This window comes from Novosphingobium malaysiense, assembly GCF_000802225.1.
In the GTDB taxonomy this organism is placed as follows: Bacteria; Pseudomonadota; Alphaproteobacteria; order Sphingomonadales; family Sphingomonadaceae; genus Novosphingobium; species Novosphingobium malaysiense.
Map to the genome: position 1 here is coordinate 56,059 of NZ_JTDI01000006.1, position 18,830 is coordinate 74,888.

General features: G+C 62.7%; 16 protein-coding genes. 11 read left to right on the plus strand and 5 right to left on the minus strand.

The window, feature by feature from the left end:
* Positions 1-29 precede the first annotated feature (29 nt).
* Positions 30-2,096, minus strand: coding sequence for a malate synthase G (locus LK12_RS18025; RefSeq protein ID WP_039287184.1), 2,067 nt, complete (start codon positions 2,094-2,096; stop codon positions 30-32).
* Positions 2,097-2,558: 462 nt separating this feature from the next.
* On the opposite strand from LK12_RS18025, the gene LK12_RS18030 reads away from it, so the two are divergent.
* From LK12_RS18030 to dmpG, 7 genes are all read left to right on the plus strand, one after another.
* Positions 2,559-2,882 carry a 2Fe-2S iron-sulfur cluster-binding protein gene (locus tag LK12_RS18030; protein WP_039287187.1) on the plus strand — a complete coding sequence of 108 codons (324 nt, stop codon included), beginning with the start codon at positions 2,559-2,561 and terminating at the stop codon, positions 2,880-2,882.
* 3 nt (positions 2,883-2,885) lie between these two features.
* The gene (locus tag LK12_RS18035) at positions 2,886-4,100 is read left to right on the plus strand and encodes an NAD(P)/FAD-dependent oxidoreductase (RefSeq protein ID WP_039287190.1); all 1,215 of its coding nucleotides are present in this window, start codon (positions 2,886-2,888) and stop codon (positions 4,098-4,100) included.
* A 94-nt stretch (positions 4,101-4,194) separates the two neighbouring features.
* Positions 4,195-5,217, plus strand: coding sequence for a zinc-dependent alcohol dehydrogenase (locus LK12_RS18040; protein ID WP_052223585.1), 1,023 nt, complete (start codon positions 4,195-4,197; stop codon positions 5,215-5,217).
* Complete coding sequence (locus tag LK12_RS18045) at positions 5,214-5,717, plus strand: flavin reductase family protein (RefSeq protein ID WP_197063588.1); 504 nt, start codon at positions 5,214-5,216, stop codon at positions 5,715-5,717. The genes LK12_RS18040 and LK12_RS18045 overlap by 4 nt, the downstream gene beginning before the upstream one ends.
* Complete coding sequence (locus tag LK12_RS18050) at positions 5,714-6,490, plus strand: fumarylacetoacetate hydrolase family protein (protein ID WP_039287193.1); 777 nt, start codon at positions 5,714-5,716, stop codon at positions 6,488-6,490. Before LK12_RS18045 ends, LK12_RS18050 begins: the two co-directional genes overlap by 4 nt.
* Before the next feature lie 10 nt (positions 6,491-6,500).
* A complete protein-coding gene (locus LK12_RS18055) occupies positions 6,501-7,445 on the plus strand; it encodes an acetaldehyde dehydrogenase (acetylating) (protein ID WP_039287196.1) in 945 nt (314 codons plus the stop codon).
* The gene (gene dmpG, locus LK12_RS18060; protein ID WP_039287199.1) at positions 7,442-8,482 is read left to right on the plus strand and encodes a 4-hydroxy-2-oxovalerate aldolase; all 1,041 of its coding nucleotides are present in this window, start codon (positions 7,442-7,444) and stop codon (positions 8,480-8,482) included. Before LK12_RS18055 ends, dmpG begins: the two co-directional genes overlap by 4 nt.
* A gap of 70 nt (positions 8,483-8,552) precedes the next feature.
* On the opposite strand, the gene LK12_RS18065 is transcribed toward dmpG, so the two are convergent.
* Together LK12_RS18065 and LK12_RS18070 are read right to left on the minus strand one after the other, a co-directional pair.
* Positions 8,553-9,476, minus strand: a complete 924-nt coding sequence (locus tag LK12_RS18065) for an alpha/beta hydrolase (RefSeq protein WP_052223586.1) — start codon at positions 9,474-9,476, stop codon at positions 8,553-8,555.
* 104 nt (positions 9,477-9,580) lie between these two features.
* Entirely contained in the window at positions 9,581-10,393 is an 813-nt protein-coding gene (locus LK12_RS18070) for a metal-dependent hydrolase (protein ID WP_039287203.1), read from the minus strand.
* Between the two features lie 260 nt (positions 10,394-10,653).
* Between LK12_RS18070 and LK12_RS18075 the strand changes: the two genes are divergently transcribed.
* From LK12_RS18075 to LK12_RS18085, 3 genes are all read left to right on the plus strand, one after another.
* Complete coding sequence (locus LK12_RS18075) at positions 10,654-12,390, plus strand: N-acyl-D-amino-acid deacylase family protein (protein ID WP_039287206.1); 1,737 nt, start codon at positions 10,654-10,656, stop codon at positions 12,388-12,390.
* Between the two features lie 195 nt (positions 12,391-12,585).
* The gene (locus LK12_RS25380; RefSeq protein WP_407938172.1) at positions 12,586-12,792 is read left to right on the plus strand and encodes a helix-turn-helix domain-containing protein; all 207 of its coding nucleotides are present in this window, start codon (positions 12,586-12,588) and stop codon (positions 12,790-12,792) included.
* A gap of 79 nt (positions 12,793-12,871) precedes the next feature.
* On the plus strand, positions 12,872-13,552 hold the full coding sequence (locus LK12_RS18085) for an SDR family NAD(P)-dependent oxidoreductase (RefSeq protein WP_039287212.1): 681 nt from the start codon (positions 12,872-12,874) through the stop codon (positions 13,550-13,552).
* Positions 13,553-13,596: 44 nt separating this feature from the next.
* Here the strand turns inward: LK12_RS18085 and LK12_RS18090 are convergent, their stop codons facing one another.
* Positions 13,597-14,334 carry a DODA-type extradiol aromatic ring-opening family dioxygenase gene (locus tag LK12_RS18090; protein WP_052223587.1) on the minus strand — a complete coding sequence of 246 codons (738 nt, stop codon included), beginning with the start codon at positions 14,332-14,334 and terminating at the stop codon, positions 13,597-13,599.
* A 103-nt stretch (positions 14,335-14,437) separates the two neighbouring features.
* Entirely contained in the window at positions 14,438-17,884 is a 3,447-nt protein-coding gene (locus tag LK12_RS18095; RefSeq protein WP_197063590.1) for an indolepyruvate ferredoxin oxidoreductase family protein, read from the minus strand.
* 175 nt (positions 17,885-18,059) lie between these two features.
* Here LK12_RS18095 and LK12_RS18100 point away from each other — a divergent pair, with 175 nt between their 5' ends.
* Positions 18,060-18,797, plus strand: a complete 738-nt coding sequence (locus LK12_RS18100; protein WP_082010633.1) for an IclR family transcriptional regulator — start codon at positions 18,060-18,062, stop codon at positions 18,795-18,797.
* Positions 18,798-18,830 lie beyond the last annotated feature (33 nt).

Genomic DNA, 18,830 nt, shown 5'->3' on the forward strand with positions numbered 1-18,830 from the left:
TGGGGGCGAGGCTCGCCCCCAACCGCTCGTCAGGCCTGTGCCTTCACCTTGAGCCGGAAGGCATGGAGCAGGGGTTCGGTATAACCGCTGGGCTGCGAAATGCCTTCGAAGATCAAGGCGTGGGCGGCCTGCCATGCGGGACCGTCCGGCGATAGCTTGCGATAGGACGGATCGCCTGCGTTCTGGGCGTCGACCTTGGCCGCCATGCGTGCGAAGGCATCTTCCACCTGTTCCCTTGTACAGACGCCATGATGCAGCCAGTTGGCAATGTGCTGGCTGGAAATGCGCAGCGTTGCACGATCCTCCATCTGGCCGACGTCATGGATATCGGGTACTTTCGAACAACCGATGCCCTGATCGATCCAGCGCACGACATAGCCCAGGATTCCCTGGCAGTTGTTCTCCAGTTCCTCGCGTACCTCCTCGTCCGACCAGTTACGGCCGGGCTCCGCTACGGGGATCGTCAGCAGCCGGGAAAGGTCCGGGGCGGCTTCATCCGCCAGTCGCTTTTGAATCTCGAACACGTCGACATCGTGGTAGTGCATGGCGTGCAATGTCGCGGCGGTCGGGGAGGGTACCCATGCAGTGTTCGCGCCGGAGCGCGGATGGGCGATCTTTTGTTCCAGCATCGCGGCCATCATGTCCGGCGCCGCCCACATGCCCTTGCCGATCTGTGCCTTGCCGGACAGTCCGCAGGCGAGCCCGATGCGCACATTGCGGTCTTCGTAGGCCTGCAGCCAGTCGCTGCCTTTCATCGCCGCCTTGCGGATCATCGGTCCCGCCTGCATCGCGGTGTGCATCTCGTCGCCGGTTCGGTCGAGGAAGCCGGTGTTGATGAACACGACGCGGCCACGCGCGGCAGCGATACAGGCAGCCAGATTGGCCGAAGTGCGGCGCTCTTCGTCCATCAGTCCCATCTTGATCGTGTTGCGTTCGAGCGAGAGCAGATCCTCCACGGCATCGAAAAGACGGTTCGAAAAGGCAACTTCCTCCGGCCCGTGCTGCTTGGGCTTTACGATGTAGATGCTGCCGGCGCGGCTATTGCGAAGGCGGCCGAGCTGTTTGAGATCATGCACGGCGCAAAGAGAGGTCAGCACGGCATCCAGAAGGCCGAGCGGCGCTTCCTTGTCATCGGGAAGGCGGACTGCCGGTGTCGTCATCAGGTGCCCGACATTGCGCACGAACAGGACCGACCGACCCGGGAGCGTGAACCCGGTGCCGTCGGGAGCCGTCCAGTGGCGGTCTTCCGCCAGCTTGCGCTCACGTGTTTGCCCGGCCTTCTCGAACGTCGCGGTAAGCTCGCCGCGCATGAGGCCGAGCCAATTGGAATAGCCGTGGACGAGGTCTTCACCGTCGACCACTGCGACCGAATCTTCGAGATCGACGATGGTGGTAAGGGCCGATTCCAGTATCACATCGGCGATGCCGAGCGGATCGGTCCGCCCGACAGGGCTTTGCGGATCGATCACGATCTCGATGTGAAGGCCGTTGTGACGGAACAGTACGCCGCCGTCCTTGCGGCCGGCGAGGGCGGGATGTTCGTCTCCGGAAATCGCGCGTTCCCAGCCCGGTATCGTCGCATCCAGAAAGGCGCGGACCCGGGCAATGACGGCAGCGCCACGCGCCTTGTCGTATCCACCCGGCCGCGCAGCCGGCGCGTCGAGGGCATCCGTCCCGTAGAAGGCATCGTAGAGGCTGCCCCACCGGGCATTGGCCGCGTTGAGGACGAAACGCTCATTGAGCGCAGGCACGACCAGTTGCGGTCCCGCCATCGTCGCGATTTCAGGATCGACGTTTGCAGTGGAGATCGAAAACGGCGCGGGTTCCGGGAGAAGATAGCCGATCTCTGCCAGGAAATCGCGATAGGCCGCCATGTCCGTCACCGGGCCGGGGTGCGCGGTGTGCCATTCGTCAAGTTGCCGCTGAAGCTCGTCTCGCTTGGCAAGAAGCGCCTGATTTTCAGGAACGAACTTCTCGAGGATTTCCGCAAGGCCGTTCCAGAAAGTTTCCGGGTCGAGGCCCGTGCCCGGCAACGCCTTTTGCTCGACGAATTCTGCGAGCTGATCGAATACTTGCAGTCCTGAACGCTCAACCATGGATGTTTCGGCTTCCTGTTTTCTGTCTCTCGAGGGCGTGGCCAAATGCCGTTCGCACTGACGCGATCGGACGGTTGGCCTGAAGCGGCAGGCATAGGAAGCCGCATCGACCAGTGCGTCGTCTCAAAGGACGATGGGAATAGGCGGCGACAGATCGCCGGACCTCCCATTTCCGGTCAGCTTTCATCGTCCATCTGGACCATGCGGGCCGTTTCCGCTCGGGATAGTCGGTGGAGACTTACTTTTGGGCAGGTTCGGGAAAGCCTCTGGCGCGGTTCCTGAAGCTGATGAGGCTGCAAGCAAAGGGCGCCACTTGACTGAAACGGGCGGATTGGATTTGGCGGGATTGCGCCCTGCGCCACTTGCGAGATGCTGGCCAATGGACAAGAGCTGGCGGATTGCCGTTCAGGATGTCTGGCGGCGATAGTTCTATTCTATTTCAACATGTTACGGAATATTTTGATGCCGAAAATAGTTTACAAGACACATGAGGGGAAGGTCTACGAGGTCGATGTTCCCAGTGGCCGTTCGGTAATGCTGGGGGCCACCAGCCAGGGCGTTCCGGGGATTGATGCCGACTGCGGGGGGACGCTTTCGTGCGCGACCTGCCATGTTTACGTGGCTCAGGAGTGGGCGGAGAAGTTACCGCCCGTCGAAGAGATGGAAGACGAACTGCTCGAAAACACCGCTTGCGAGCGCAAGAGCAACAGCCGCCTGTCGTGCCAGATCGACGTAACCGATGAACTGGACGGGCTGGTCGTCGAGATTCCCGAGCGGCAGTTCTGAACCATGGCCGGCCTTGTCATCGTCGGCGGATCCTACGCGGGCCTGAACATGGCGCAGGCGGCAAGGCAGCATGGCTATGGCGAACCCATCGTCATGCTGACCGACGAGCAATATCTGCCCTATCACCGCCCACCCCTGTCGAAGGGATTTCTGACGGGCGATAGCGACGTGGAAAGCCTGCTGATCAAGGGCGAGAAGTTCTACGAAGATCAGCAGATAAATGTCGTGCTTGGCGCGCGCGCGGAGGCCGTGGAGCGCGAAGGCCGGGTGGTGACCAAGCGGGGAGTGTTCGCCTTCGATGCGCTCGGTATCGTGACGGGAACCCGCGCGCGGGAAATCCCGGTCCCGGGGACCGATCTCGATGGCGTGGTGTCCCTGCGCTCGCTGGCCGACGCGGAAGCGATAAAGGCGCGGATGGACAAGGTACGCGCGGTCGCCATCGTCGGCGGCGGCTTCATCGGTCTGGAGCTGGCAGCCTCGTTCGCGAAGTCCGGGATCGATGTACAGATTTTCGAAGCTGCGCCGCGGGTCATGGCACGCATCGTGGGCGAAACGATATCGGACTATGTCGAGCAGCGTTTCGCGAGCGAAGGCGTTGCCTTGTGCTGCGGCCTTGGGATCGAGGAAATCGAAGGGCGTAACGGCAAGGTCGCCGCCGTTCGTGACACCAAGGACAAGCGGCACCCGGTCGATATGGTAGTCATGGCCGTCGGCGCGACACCCAATACCGAACTTGTGGAACCGCTCGGTCTTGCCGATCAGTTCGGTGTGCGGGTCGACGTCAATGGCCGGACGTTGCATCCCGGCATCTACGCCGCCGGCGACTGCGCCTTTGGTCCCAATATCTTTGCCGGTCGCGACATGCGGCTTGAATCGGTCCAGAACGCTACCGATCAGGCCAAAGCCGCCGGGGCAGCGATTGCCGGTGCCGAGTTCGTGAACGACGCCGTGCCCTGGTTCTGGTCCGACCAGTTCGACATGAAACTGCAGATGGTGGGCTTCGTGGAGGGCGCCAATCGGCAGGTGGTGCGTGGCTCCATAGAGGACGGAAAGTTTTCGGTGTTCCACCTGAAGGACACGCGGATCGTCTGCATCGAATCGGTCAATGCAGTTTCGGACCATGTCGCGGGCCGAAAGTTGCTGAAACTTCCCCATTCGGTGGATCCGGAGATGCTGCGCGACACCTCGGTCAAGCTGCGCGACCTCGTCTCGACTTGAGGCCGGTAGTCTGCACAGACGATGGAAAACGGCGCATCAGCGGCGACATGTGTGATCGATAGATCAAGTAGTTCGAACGTTGGAGAGTGCCTCAATGCGGGCAGCCGTTTTTGAAGAGGCGGGCAAGCCCCTCAAGGTCGAACGCCTGCCGGACCTGGTGCCGGGGGCAGGGCAGTTGCTCCTGCGTGTGGCCCGATGCGGGATATGCGGCAGCGATCTGCATATGACGCAAGGCCATGGCTATACCGTTCCCGGTGGCACGGTGCTCGGTCATGAGTTTACCGGAGAAGTTATTGAAACCGGCGCGGGCGTCGAAGGGTTCGCAAAGGGCGAGCGTGTGGTCGCCATGCCGATCGCGGGCTGCGGGAAGTGCCGCTACTGCCTGGCCGGGGAGCCGGCCTGGTGCGAGGCCCTGGAGTTCCTGTCGGGCGGCTATGCCGAATATGCGCTGGTCAATGCGGCGACCGCCATGCGCTTGCCTGCCACGCTTTCGGATGCCGATGGGGCCCTGGTCGAACCGCTTGCCGTGTCGTTGCACGGCATCGCGATGGCGGGGATCAAGCCTGGCGCGCGCGTCCTTGTTCAAGGCGCAGGGCCTATCGGGCTCGCGGCCTTGTTCTGGGCCCGGCGCGTCGGGGCAGGTCGCGTCGACGTGATCGAAGGGGCGCCGGTGCGCGCGGCCATTGCGGATCGGATGGGCGCTGACAGCGTCACCGCTCCCCAGCCGCTCGATCCGGCAGGGTTTGCCCAGCGACCCGATCCGGAAAAGCTCTACGATGTCGTCGTCGAATGCGTCGGCCGTCCGTCGCTGCTGATGCAGGCCGTTTCCTTCCTGCGCCCGGGTGGGACCGTCGTCTCGCTGGGATACTGCTTCGAGCCGGACGGGATCGTTCCGGCCGTCGCGGGAGGGCGCGAGGCCAGGATGCTCTTTCCGCAACTCTATACCGTGGCAGAGTTCCGGCACGCGCTGGCGGTGCTGGATAGTGGCGCGGTCGAGCCACGGCACATGGTGACGCGTTCGGTGTCGCTCGATGTCTTGCCCGATGTCTTCGATACGCTTCGCAGCAATCCGGGCGAATGCAAGGTTCTCATCGATCCCTCGGCGGTTCTGAATTGACCGAGGCAGGCAAACTTCCAGCCGTCGACGAAGCCACGGTGGGCGAAATGTTTCGGCAATCTATGCGGCGCCTTGCCTCGTCGGTATCGGTCGTGGCCTGCCTTGCCGATGGCGAATGGGTGGGCATGAGCGCGACTTCGGTTACGTCACTGACCATGGACCCGCCGGCTCTGCTGGTATGCGTGAACAAGCAGGCGAGCATGGCTGCGCACCTCACGTTGGGAATGCATTTCTCGGTCAACCTTCTCAACCGCGAACACGAAGGGCTCTCGGCAGCGTTCGGCTCTTCCAAGCTGCGTGCCGAGCGGTTCAAGGATGGCGGCTGGGCTGCCGGCTCGTCGGGCGTTCCGGTGATGGGTGAGGCGCTGGCGGCCATCGAATGTACAGTCGACAAGATGGTCGAATACGGCAGCCACGTCATCGTGATCGGGCGCGTGGAAGAAGTGAGAATGGGCAACGAGGCCCATCCCCTGGTCTATTTTGATGGGAAATACAGATGAAGACATCGGTCCAGTTCGGCGAGCAACTCTTCGAAGCCTTGCGCGGCCGGCACACCATCACTCCGCTGATCGAGCAGTCGCCGGAACTGACGATCGATGACGCCTATGCGATCAGCCTCGATTTTCTTGCCCGCCGCATCAAGGACGGGGAGAAAGTCGTCGGCAAGAAGATCGGTGTGACCAGCAAGGCCGTGCAGGACATGCTGGGCGTGCATCAGCCGGACTTCGGTTTCCTGACTGACTGGATGTTCGTTGAAGGCGATATAGACGTCGATGCCAAGAAGCTTATCGCGCCGCGCGCGGAGGCAGAGATTGCCTTCATCCTGCAGGACAGTCTCAATGGCCCCGGCATCACGCCTGAGCAGGTGATCGCCGCTACCGAATTCATCGCGCCGTGTTTCGAGATCGTCGACAGTCGCATCGATGACTGGAAGATCTCGATCGTCGATACCGTCGCGGACAACGCATCCTGCGGCGTCTACGTCCTGGGTGAGGCGCGCGCGGATCCGCGCGGGCTGGACCTGCCCAATCTTCGCGTGACTGTCGAAAAGAACGGCGAGCCTCTGTCCGAGGGCCACGGCCACGCGGTGCAGGGCGACCCGGCCATGGCCGTCGCCTGGCTCGCGAATACGCTCGGTGCCTACGGCGTCACGCTTGATGCCGGCGACGTGATCCTCTCCGGATCGGTGGTCCCGTTGGCCCCGGCCGCGAAAGGGGATCGGTTTGAAATGACGCTGCACGGGATCGGTTCCTGCGTCGCCCAATTCGTCTGAAGGAAGAGCAATGACACCAGTCAAGGCAGCCATCATCGGTTCCGGCAACATCGGCACGGACCTGATGATGAAGATGATCAAGTATCCGCAGAACATGGAGCTTGCGGCAGTCGTCGGGATCGATCCGGATTCGGAAGGTCTCGCCATGGCGCGCGAGCACGGTATTGCCACCACCCATGAGGGCATTGACGGCCTCAGGAAGCTGCCGTGCTATCCGGAAATCGGCATCGCCTTCGATGCCACCAGTGCCTATGCCCACAAGGTCCACGACGAGGCCCTGCGCGCCGATGGCATTCAGGTTGTGGACCTCACTCCCGCGGCTATCGGCCCGTTTACGGTGCCACCGGTGAACATGGGGGCCAATCTCGATGCCCCCAACGTCAACATGGTGACCTGCGGCGGCCAGGCGACGATCCCGATGGTTGCTGCCGTCAGCCGCGTTTCAAGCCGCGTTCCCTACGCCGAGATCGTCGCCTCGGTGTCCTCGCGCTCTGCCGGACCGGGCACGCGCGCCAACATCGACGAGTTTACCCGTACGACAGCCAACGCCATCGAGAAAGTGGGCGGGGCCGAGAAGGGCAAGGCGATCATCATCCTCAACCCGGCCGAGCCGCCGATGATCATGCGCGATACGGTCTTCACCCTGTCCGAAGGCGCGGACGAGGACACCATTCGCCAGTCGGTGAAGGACATGGTCGCCGAAGTTCAGAAGTACGTGCCCGGCTATCGCCTCAAGCAGGAAGTTCAGTTCGAGCGGTTCGGCGACAACAACAAGCTCAAGATCCCCGGCCGCGGGGAGTTCACCGGTCTAAAGACCATGATTATGCTGGAGGTCGAGGGCGCGGGCGATTATCTGCCAAGCTATTCCGGCAACCTCGACATCATGACCGCCGCCGCCAAGGCCACCGGCGAACTGCTGGCCGAGCGGCGTATGGCCGCCAGGGAGAATGCATGATGGCCAAGTTCGATGTGAACGCAGGCGACAAGCTCTACATCCAGGACGTGACCTTGCGTGACGGCATGCACGCGATCCGTCACATGTATGGCATCGATCACGTGCGCGACATTGCCCGCGCGCTCGACCGTGCAGGCGTTGATGCGATCGAGGTCGCCCATGGCGACGGCCTTTCCGGAATGAGCTTCAACTACGGCTTCGGCGCGCATACCGACTGGGAGTGGATCGAGGCGGTCGCCGAGGTGCTGGACCAGAGCGTGCTGACCACGCTGATCCTGCCCGGCGTCGGCACCGTCGAGGAACTGCGCCGTGCCTATGATCTGGGCGTTCGCTCGGTTCGTGTCGCCACGCATTGCACGGAAGCCGACGTTTCGAAGCAGCATATCGGAATTGCCCGCGATCTGGGCATGGACGTCTCGGGTTTCCTGATGATGAGCCACATGATCGAGCCCGATGCACTGGCGCAGCAGGCTCTGCTGATGGAAAGCTACGGCGCGCAGTGCGTCTATGTGACCGACAGCGGCGGTGCGCTCGACATGGACGGCGTGCGCGATCGTCTGCGCGCCTACGACAAGGTGCTGAAGCCAGAAACGCAACGGGGTATGCATGCCCACCATAATCTCTCGCTGGGCGTCGCCAACTCGATCGTCGCGGCTCAGGAAGGCGCGGTGCGGATCGATGCCAGCCTTGCCGGTATGGGCGCCGGCGCGGGCAATGCCCCACTCGAAGTCTTCATTGCCGCTGCCGACCGCAAGGGCTGGAACCACGGCTGCGATGTCATGACGCTGATGGATGCGGCCGAAGACCTCGTGCGCCCGCTGCAGGACCGTCCGGTCCGCGTCGACCGGGAGACTCTCGCTCTGGGCTATGCCGGGGTCTATTCCAGCTTCCTGCGCCATGCCGAGAAGGCCAGCCAGGAATACGGCATCGACACCCGCGCGATTCTCGTCGAGCTCGGCCGCCGCAAGATGGTGGGCGGGCAGGAGGACATGATCGTCGACGTCGCGCTCGACATGGTCAAGGAACGTTCCGCCTGAAAGAAACTGGCGATTTCGGCGCAACTGGATGGGCCGGAATCACCCATTCTCCATGCGGAAGGGATCAGCTTCACGCCAGTTGCGCGATTGCCCTGCCAATCTCCTCGAAGGCGCTTCCGGCACTCGGGGCGAACTGGTAGAACGTCAGGAAACCGTGGGGCTGATCGCCGAAATGCAGGCATTCTGCAGTCACACCTGCATCCTTCAGCCTTTTCACGTAGGCCTGCCCTTCGTCCCTAAGGGGATCGAATTCGGCAGTGACCACGAGAGCGGGCGGCAGGTTTGACAGGTCTTTCGTCCGAGAAACCGACGCCCGGGGATCGTCGCGCATGGAGACGTCGGGGACATATTGATCCCAGAACCAGGCCATGTCCTTGCCGGACATCATTCCGCCGTTACCGCGTGTTCGGTAGGATTGCGTCTGCATGCCGGCGTCGGTGGCCGGATAGATCAGTACCTGGCCATCGAGCTCGGGGCCGCCGTGGTCACGGGCATGGATGGCCACCGCCGCAGCAAGGTTGCCGCCGGCGCTATCGCCGGCGATGAGCAGCGGCTTCCGCGTGCCGACAAGTTGTCCGGCATTGGCTTCGGCCCAAGCCGTGGCGGCTACCGCATCCTCGAGCGGGCCGGGGAAAGGCGTTTCAGGGGCCAGGCGATAGTCGATCGCCAGGAACGCCGCGCCAGAGCGAAGCGCGAGGCCGCGTATCGTCTTGTCATGGCTGGAAAGGCCGCCGAGCGCCCAGCCTCCGCCATGTAGGAACACGATCAGGGCGGTGGGATCTGCAGAGGGCAGGTACAGCCGCGCGGCAATTGGACTTGCCGGCCCCGGTATGACCAGATCGCGCACCTCGTGAAGCGGCTCGGCCTCGCCGAAGTCCATCATGTCCCAGCGAGCCCGGGCCTCTTCCAGCGAGAGGTCTGAAAGAGCCGGTGCTTCTGCCAGCTGCGCCAGCAAAGGGGTATAGTCTTCGGAGAGCTTCGGTTCGTCGGTCATGGACATCCTCGCCTGCGGTCGACCCGTCTCGATGCGGGCATCGTCCTGCCTATTGGCACGTATGAAGCGAGAAATCGTCTCGAAAGACTACCGGGGCCGGGCCATCACGCCAGTCGGGCTTCGATGGAATCCCGGTAACTGCGGAACATCTTCGGCTCTGCCACCTTGCGCGGCGTATACCAGGGCAGCATCGCCTTGAGCAGACGCGGCGCCATCGCCAGGCCCAGCCGCCACGTCACGCGCCGCAGCCTGCGCTTGGAGGCCTTGACTTCGGCGGGTGACATCGCCGCCCGGTCGCGTTCCAGCAGATGGGCCATCACCTTTCTGGTGAAACCGGACAACTGGAAGAACTGAAACCAGAAGCCGTACACGCGCAGGAAGTAGCCACCGTGGACGGCATGGAAGACGTCATGGCACACAGTGCGGTGCTCGTACTCTTCCATCAGGTGCCATTTCCAGAGCCGGACGACTTCAGCATCGGCGCCTTCCAGAAGGTCTTCCATTTCATCGAGCCAGGCGAGGGCGCCGGGAGGCCCCATCGTTTCGAACCCTTCGCAGTACGCACATAGAAAGCCCAGCGACTTGGTTTCGTACAGACGATCGAACTCAGCCTTGGCCTCATCGACGAATGGTTCGATGTCGTATCCGCTTCTGCTCAAGACTTCGTTGAAGGCTTCATGAGTCGCAAGATGGACCGACTCCTGCCGGATGAAGATCTTGATGTCCTGCTTCACGGCGCGCTCTTCAGGAGTCGTGTCGCCGAGATCCCGCGAAGCCCTGGTCAGCACCCTGTTCAGGAAACGCTCGAGGGAGGGGATCCACACCGAAGGGGCATTCACGTATTGTGCAAACTCGGGGTTTGCTGCCCAGTGTGCAGGCGTTGATGTGAAGTCGAATTTCGGTCTGCGAACCTGCATGTTCAATGTCCTTGCCAAGCCTCTCACCGGTCGCGGGAGGAGCCGCTTTTTCGCGTACAGGAAACCAAACGTAAGCGGGCCGATGCAACGTCCGGGGGGACTATGGGAAACGCTGGCCCAGTGCAGCCCCGCGCCTGCATAGTCTGCGAGGGTGATGGCAACCGGGTCGCCGCGGCCTAGGTCGGCAATCTGAAATTCAATGATCGCAAAGCCCGCAGCCGGCCTCGCCCCGGATGCGGCGCATGAGAGAGGTTTGCAACGTGTCGAAATTCGATTTGGTCATTCGCGGAGGAACTGTCTTCGACGGATCCGGAGGAGAACCGTTTGCCGCAGACGTCGGCGTCAACGGCTCGATCATCGCAGCTGTCGGTCAGGACCTGGACGGCAAGGAAGTGATCGATGCGAAAGGCTGCATCGTCACTCCCGGCTTCGTCGATCCGCACACGCACTACGACGGGCAGATCACCTGGGAAAACCGGCTTTCGCCGTCTTCCGATCATGGCGTGACGACGGTGGTAATGGGTAACTGCGCCGTAGGTTTCGCTCCGTGCCGCAAGGAAGACCGCCAGATCATGATCGAGGTCATGTCCGGAGTGGAAGACATTCCCGAAGTCGTCATTACGGATGGCGTTCCCTGGAAGTGGGAGACATTTCCCGAATATCTCGACTTTCTCGAGAAGCGAGAGTCCGACATCGATTTCGCGACCCTCGTTCCCCACGGCGCAGTACGGGTCTACGCAATGGGCAAGCGCGGTGCGGATCGCGAACTGCCGTTCATCGACGATCTGAGAGAGATGACGCGGCTGGTCAGGGAGGGGGTCGAGGCCGGTGCGCTGGGGGTTTCCAGTTCCCGGACCATGGCACATCGCGACAACAAGGGAAGGCTGGCGCCGGTCGAAACATCCGGCGATGCCGAGCTTCTCGCTCTGGCACGGGGCGTCAAGGAAGGCGGCGGAAGCTGTTTCGAACTCGTGGCCGATTTCAACGATGTGGAACTGGGCGGCCTTTCCGAGTTCGAGATCATCAGGAAGGTAGCCGAAGTCAGCGATTGCCCCGTGAATTTCACCCTCGTGCAGGGGCCGCACATGCCCGATGGCTGGCGCGTGATCCTCACGGAAACCGAAAAGGCCAGAAAGGAAGGTCTCGAACTCTTCGGCAATGTCTCGCCGCGCGGCGTCGGGATGTGTTTCGGCCTGAACCTGTCCTTCATTCCCTTCAGCTTCTGCGATGCCTATCGGGAAATTGCGAACCTGCCGCTGGAGGAGAAAGTGGCGAGGATGCGTGATCCCGAAGTGCGCAAGGCGATCCTCTCCGCGAAGATGGAGGATGCCAATCATACCATGGTCTGGCTCGCCGGCATGTTCGACAAGATGGTGCCGATGGACGACTCCTTCACTTACGAACCGACACCCGAGCAGACCGTCGAAGGGCGCGCGAAGGCGCAGGGACGGGACCCGCGCGAAGTCGCCTATGACCTCTTGCTCGAAGAGGATGGCAACCGGATCCTCTACCTTCCTGTCACCAACTACGTCGATGGGACGCTGGATGTCGCCCGCGAGATGATCGACAGTGACGCCACGGTGATCAGCCTCGGCGACGGCGGTGCGCACTATGGCCTCATTTGCGATGCCAGCTATACGACCTTTACGCTGACCCACTGGGGGCGTGATCGCAAGGAAGGCCGTTTCCCTCTGAACCGCCTTATCAACGAGTTGACCCGGCGTCCCGCGCTCGCAGTCGGCCTGACCGATCGCGGGTTGATCAAGCCGGGGATGAAGGCCGATCTCAACGTGATCGATTTCGACAACCTGACGCTTCACAATCCGGTCGTGCGCAACGATTTGCCGCATGGTGGGCGCAGAATGGTCCAGAAGGTCGATGGCTACGTGGCCACTATGGTTTCCGGACAGGTGACCTATCGTAATGGGGAACCGACCGGAGCTCTTCCGGGGCGGCTCGTGCGCGGCGGTTCGGCTAAACAGAGCAAGGCTGCCTGAGCAGGCCTTCATCGCCGGTCGGCACCCAAACCGGCCGGCGCGCTCACTTCGATAGCGACGGCGCTGCGCGGCGCCTCGCTCGTCTTCTCTCGATGGCATGCTTCATGCCGTCCTGCAGGGTTCTGCCGGGGCAGGGAGGCACGCTGTGCGCGCCACGGCGCCGTCCTTCGGTTCCGGTGTTTTCGGAGAGCAGAATTGATAGTCGTATGCCCAGCCAGGCTGCGTGCCTTGCGCAATCATCGTCGGCTTACCCTTGTTCAATTGGCGGAGCGCGCCCGTCTGGATCCCGGCACGGTCTATCGGATCGAGCACGAGGCTCCGAAAGCCCGGCGAACATTCACGGTCAGAAAACTCGCCGAGGCCCTGGACGTCGGGGAGCATGACATCGTCTTGCCGCACTGACGTCCGTCACGGGCTGATGGTCCTCCGTACCGGATTGGGCGAACGGGCTGACAGGCTCTGGAAAAGGTGAAAGAAATTCATGGCACAATCGATCGCTGTCACTGGCGGTTTCGGCGCTCTCGGCCGCGCGGTTGCAGAGCATTTTCTCTCTCTCGGCGCCTCGGTAGCCTGCATCGACTATGCGGCTCAGCCCACTGAGGCCCTGGCAGGCGCGCTCGATATCGGCGGCATTGACCTCACCGATCCGCAAGTGACCCAGGCCGCCCTGGAGACGGTGGCGTCCCGCCATGGCGGCCTCGACGTTCTCGTCAACGTGGCGGGAGGGTTCGCCTGGGAATTGCTGGAGAGCGGCTCCATCGAAACCTATGATGTCATGCACCGCATGAATCTGATGACATGCGTCACGGCCACCAAGCTTGCCTTGCCGATGATCAAGCATTCGGCGGCAGGGCGCATCATCAACATAGGCGCATGTGGCGCCATCAAGGCTGGCGCCGGGATGGGGGCCTATGCGGCCTCGAAATCAGGAATCCACAGACTGACGGAATCGCTGGCCGAAGAGCTGGCGGGTACGACCGTCACGGTGAATGCAGTGATGCCCACGATCATAGACACGCCAGCCAACCGCACCGCGATGCCGGATGCGGACGTCTCCGACTGGGTTTCGCCCCATGCCATCGCCCAAGTGATTGCGTTTCTGGCATCCAGCGCAGCGCGCTCAGTTTCGGGTGCGCTTGTTCCAGTCAACCGCGGAGGATAGCGGCGCCAGGTTGGTCCGCAAGACGGAGCTCTGTCACTCAACCGTCAGTCGAAGCGGAACCCCGACAGCGCTACCCGACCGGCAAGCTTCTCGCGGTAGATAACAGTCCCCGGCAGGTCTGACGTTCCGGCAGCGACCATGAGAGGTAGCAGGTGTTCCTCGCGCGGATGGCTGATCCGGGCGTTGGGGGCGCGTTCCCAGTTGCGCAAGGCCACATCGCGCCTGTCCGGCTGACTGGTCACGGCGTCATGCAGCCACGCATCGAAGTCGATCGAGCATTGTGCCAGAGCCGAGTCTGCCATAGCGCGCATGTTGTGGAAGCTCGAACCCGAGCCGACAATCACCACTCCTTCATCGCGCAAGGGCGCCAGCGCTCTCCCCGCGCGCAAGTGCAGGTCAGGGTCAAGGCTCCTGTCCAGTGACATGGCAAGGCAGGGAATGTCTGCATCGGGGAAGGCGACCTTCATCGGAACGAAGACGCCGTGATCCCACCCCCGCACGCAGTCGATGCTTGCGGTCAGGCCCGACACGTCCAGCATTTCCACCGCCCGCTGGGCAAGGTCTGGGTCCCCGGCGGCCGGCCAGGTGAGTGCATAGGTTTCCGGTGGAAAACCATGGTAGTCGTAGAGCAGGCCGGGGCGGTCGCATCCGCTGACTGCAAATCCGGCTGTTTCCCAATGGGCGCTGACCACCAGAAGTGCCCGGGGCGTTTGTGGTAAGGCCGGCGAGATGGCGCGCAGATGGGCGGCCAGTTGGGTCCATACCCCGCCGGTATCCGGCATGAAGAAGCACGGTCCGCCTCCATGCGTGATGAAGAAGGCTGGTTGGCGGACCGGCGTGCTTTGGCGTTCCAAGATCAGGTCGCTCGGGGGACGGTGCTTGTCGTCATGCTGCGACTGCGGTTTCGCGGCAGTTGTCGAAGGCTGCCCGCAGTTCAGGAAGTGATGCCAGCGTCTGCGCCATCGCCTGTTCCTTTACAGGGCCATAGCCGCGGATGGCTTCGGGCCAGCGCGCCAGGGCAAGCGCGGCGTCCATGTTTGCAGGAGAGAGGCGGTCCACGATGTCCTCGATCAGGCCTTCGTAGCGGTCCATTAGGGCACGCTCCGCACGGCGTTCCCGGGTGTAGCCGAAGGGATCGAACAGGGTGCCTCGCAACACCTTGCCCTTGGCCAGCCATCGCATGGCATGGAGCATCCATGGCCCGAACGAACGCTTCTTCGGGCGGCCGGTGGCCGGATCGATCCGCGACAGGACGGGCGGCGCCATGTGGAACCGGAGCTTGTAGTCTCCTGAAAACCCTTGCTTTACGGTGTCGAGGAAAGCGCCGTCGGAGAACAGGCGTGCTACCTCGTACTCGTCCTTGTAGGCGAGCAGCTTGTAGAAATTGCGCGCCACGGCATCGGTAAGATCGGTCGAACCGGGGACTGCCGCCTGTTCGCGTGCGCGAACGGCATCGACCAGCTTGCGGTAGCGTTCGGCCAGCGCGGCATCCTGATAGGAGACAAGATCGCTTTCCCGCCGCACTACGCGGTCTTCGAGGCTTTCCGACAGGATCACGCTGGCGCTTTCGGGTTTGGCCGCATCGGCGAGGGCCTGTACCGCCGTTCGATCATGGGCAAGCAGGCGGCCAAGCGCGAATACCTTGAGATTGGCTTTCACCGCGACGCCATTCGCTTCGATGGCCCGTTCGAGCGCATCTACCGGGACCGGCAGCCAACCCATCTGGCAGGCAAAGCCAAGCAGCATTACATTGGCTCCGATCGTATTGCCCGTCAGGCGCTCGGCGAGTTCGGTCGCTTCCACGAAGGTCACGCGTCCGCTTCCGCAGAAGCGTTCGATGGCTTCGCGCTGCGCTGCGACCGGCAGGGCGAAGTCCCTATTGCGGGTGAAGGCGCCGGTAACGGTCTCATGTTCGTTCACGACCGCGCGGGTCGAACCTTCGCGCAAGCGTGACAGCGATTCGTCCGATGCAGCGGTGACGATGTCGGCGCCGATCAGGAGATCGCATTGCCCGACCGACAGGCGCGTAGCCAGCAACTGCTCGGCATTGTCGGCGACTTTCAGGTGGCAGTAGACTGCACCGAACTTCTGCGCGAGGCCGGTGAGAGCGAGGGCCTGAACCGACTTGCCCTGCTCCTGGGCGGCGGAACCGATCAGATTGGCGATGGTCACAACCCCGGTGCCGCCGATCCCCGTGACCATGACTCCGAACGGTTTCTCGGTCGTGCAGACCTCCGGCGCCGGCAGGCCTGCGAACAGCGCGTCGTCAAGGACGACGCCAGAGGGCAATGCCAGGGAGCCTCCCTCGATCGTCACGAAGGACGGGCAGAACCCCTTTATGCAGGAGAAATCCTTGTTGCAGGCAGACTGGTCGATCATGCGCTTGCGGCCGAATTCTGTTTCCAGCGGCTGCACCGACAGGCAGTTGGACTGCACCGAACAGTCTCCGCAACCCTCGCAGACCCGATCGTTGATGACGACGCGGCGGGCAGGATCTTCGGCCAGCTTCTTGCCCCGCCGGCGCCGCAGTTCCGTGGCGCAGGTCTGTTCGTAAATGATGACCGATACGCCCTTTTCCTGGCGAAAGCGCATCTGGACGAGTTCGAGCTCATCGCGGTGGTGCAGCGAAGTTCCCGGCGCGAACTGGGATACCTCGAACTGTTCCGGACGGCTGGAGACGACTGCTACGTGATGCACGTCTTCGCCGCGCAATTCATGCGTGATCTGCGCGACGCTGATGGGCCCGTCGATGGGCTGCCCGCCGGTCATGGCCACGGCGTCGTTGTAGAGAATCTTGTAGGTGATGTTCACGCCGGCGGCGACCGCCTGGCGAATGGCCATCGATCCCGAATGGTACCACGTCCCGTCACCGAGATTGACGAAGATGTGTTCGTCTTCGAGGAAGTGCGCGGCGCCGGCCCACGTGGCTCCTTCGCCGCCCATCTGCGGGTATGTCACCACATCCCGGTCCATCATATTCGCCAGCCAGTGACAGCCGATGCCCGCCAGTTGCTTCGATCCCGAAGGGACCTTCGTCGAGGTGTTGTGCGGGCAGCCGGAGCAGAAGTGCGGCGTGCGCAACACGTTGTTGCGCGGGCGTGCAAGCTCGTGATCGACATGGTCGAGGTAGCCGACCCAGGCATCCATCGCTTCGGTGCGATGCACAGGCTCCAGCCAGCGATGGAGCACGCGCGCGATGATCACGGGGTCCAGCTCGCCATGGGACGGCATCCACGTCTCGCCCTGCGCATCGGTCTTGCCCAGGATGCGCGGCCTCCGGTCCGGGGGGAGGTTGAACAGGATGTCCTTGACCTGGGGCTCCAGTACCGGTCGCGATTCCTCGACAATCAGCAGTTCCGACAGGCCTTGCGCGAACTCGCTGACAGTCTCCGGCTCGAGAGGCCAGACCAGTCCGACCTTGAAAAGCGCCAGCCCCGAAGCCTCCATCTGCGCCTTGTCGATGCCTAGATCGGCGAGCGCTTCGAGCGTGTCCGACCAGCTCTTGCCCGCAGCCATGATGCCGACCCTCGGGCGCGAAGACCCATGGGTCACGCGGTTGAGCCGATTGAGCCGGGCAAATGCGTGAACGGCGGGGAGCCGCAGCTGCAGCATGCGCTGGTCCTGATCGACGGACCGATCCGGCCAGCGGGTATGGACGCTGGCTGTCGGCGGCGGAGGCAGGGTGATTGCCGTGCGCCCCGGATCGACGTCGATCGCCAGCCACGATTCGTAGATGTCGGAAACGCCCTTCACCGCGGTCCAGACACCGGCGTAGCGGGAAAGCTGCCAGCCGATCAGCCCGAAATCGTGGATGTCCTGCACGTTGGCCGCGTTGAAGGTCGGGATACACATCGATGCCAGCGTGTGTTCCGATTGCTGCTGGATCGAACTGGACCGAGCCATGGGATCGTCGCCCACGGCCATCACCACGCCGCCCTTGGGCGATGTGCCCCAGAGGTTGGCGTGGCGGAGTGCATCGCCCGATCGGTCGATACCCGGCCCCTTGCTGTACCAAAGACCGAAGACGCCCTCGAACTTGGGGGCAAAGAATCCGATCTGCTGGGTGCCCCAAACGGCAGTGGCGGCCATGTCTTCGTTGACGCCAGCCTGGAAGCGGACATCCAGGGAATCGAGGAGCGGACCGGCGCGAGTGAACTCCTGATCGAGGTGGCCCAGGGGCGAGCCGCGATATCCGGAGACGAAGCCGCCGGTGTTCAGTCCTGTCAGGCGATCCCGCCGCGCCTGCTCCACGGTCATGCGCACGAGCGCCTGATTTCCAGAGAGGTATACTTTCCCGTCAGTGGAGCTGTACTTGTCGTGTTCCGAGCTCATTGCCGATCCCATCCGTTCTTTCATTCGGGCGTCAAACTTACTGGCCGGAACATGGGAGAACCGGAAAGTCGACGACACGTCTGCATGCAGTACGATTGCTTCGGGATGGGCTTCTCGACAAACAGGTAAATGACCTTTACTCCCGCGAAGTGGGAATAAGGGGTTTTTTGGTGCCGTGCCTGAATTGATCGACAAGACCCTCGATGTGGTCGATTGCATCAACGAGGCGGGCGTGTGCTCGCTGGCGGATATCGCTGCTCGCTGCGGGCTGCCGTTCAGCACCGCGCACCGCATCGTTTCCGCCCTGGTGGCGCGCGGCTATCTGGCAAGCGCCAAGCGCGGGCAATACAGATTGGGCGGCCGGATATTGCTCGCCGGGAGCCGCCAGTCGCTCGCCTCCCTGATCGAGACGATCAGCCGTCGGCCTTTGCGCGATCTCGCGAGAATGACTCGGGCACACGCCCATCTTGCCGTCCTGGATGAGGACATGGTGACGTATCTGGTGAAGCAGAGCTGGGGGAGGGCGGTCGTCCATTCGCAGGAACACATGCAGTTGGAGGCCTACTGTACTGCGATTGGCAAGGTCCTGCTGGCCAACCTGCCACCGGATGAAATCGAAGCGTACCTGGAGGCCGGAGACTTCGTTCGGCTTACGCCTTTTACGATCACCGACGTGGAGACGATCCGGAACCACCTGTTGGAAACGCGCCGCTGCGGTTGGGCAACGGAAGTCGAGGAGACCGCGCCCCATCTCATGTGCCTCGCCGTGCCGATCGCCGATCCCAAGGGACAGGTGCATGCGGCCATTTCCGTCAGCATCGTGACCCGGCAGCCATCACATGCAGCGTTGCTAGATCGCCTTCCGGCCTTGCAGGAAACGAAGTCCGGGATCGAAGCCGCCTTGTTTCCATGACTTAGCGCCGTGCGGCGATGCTCGTCCGCCCGC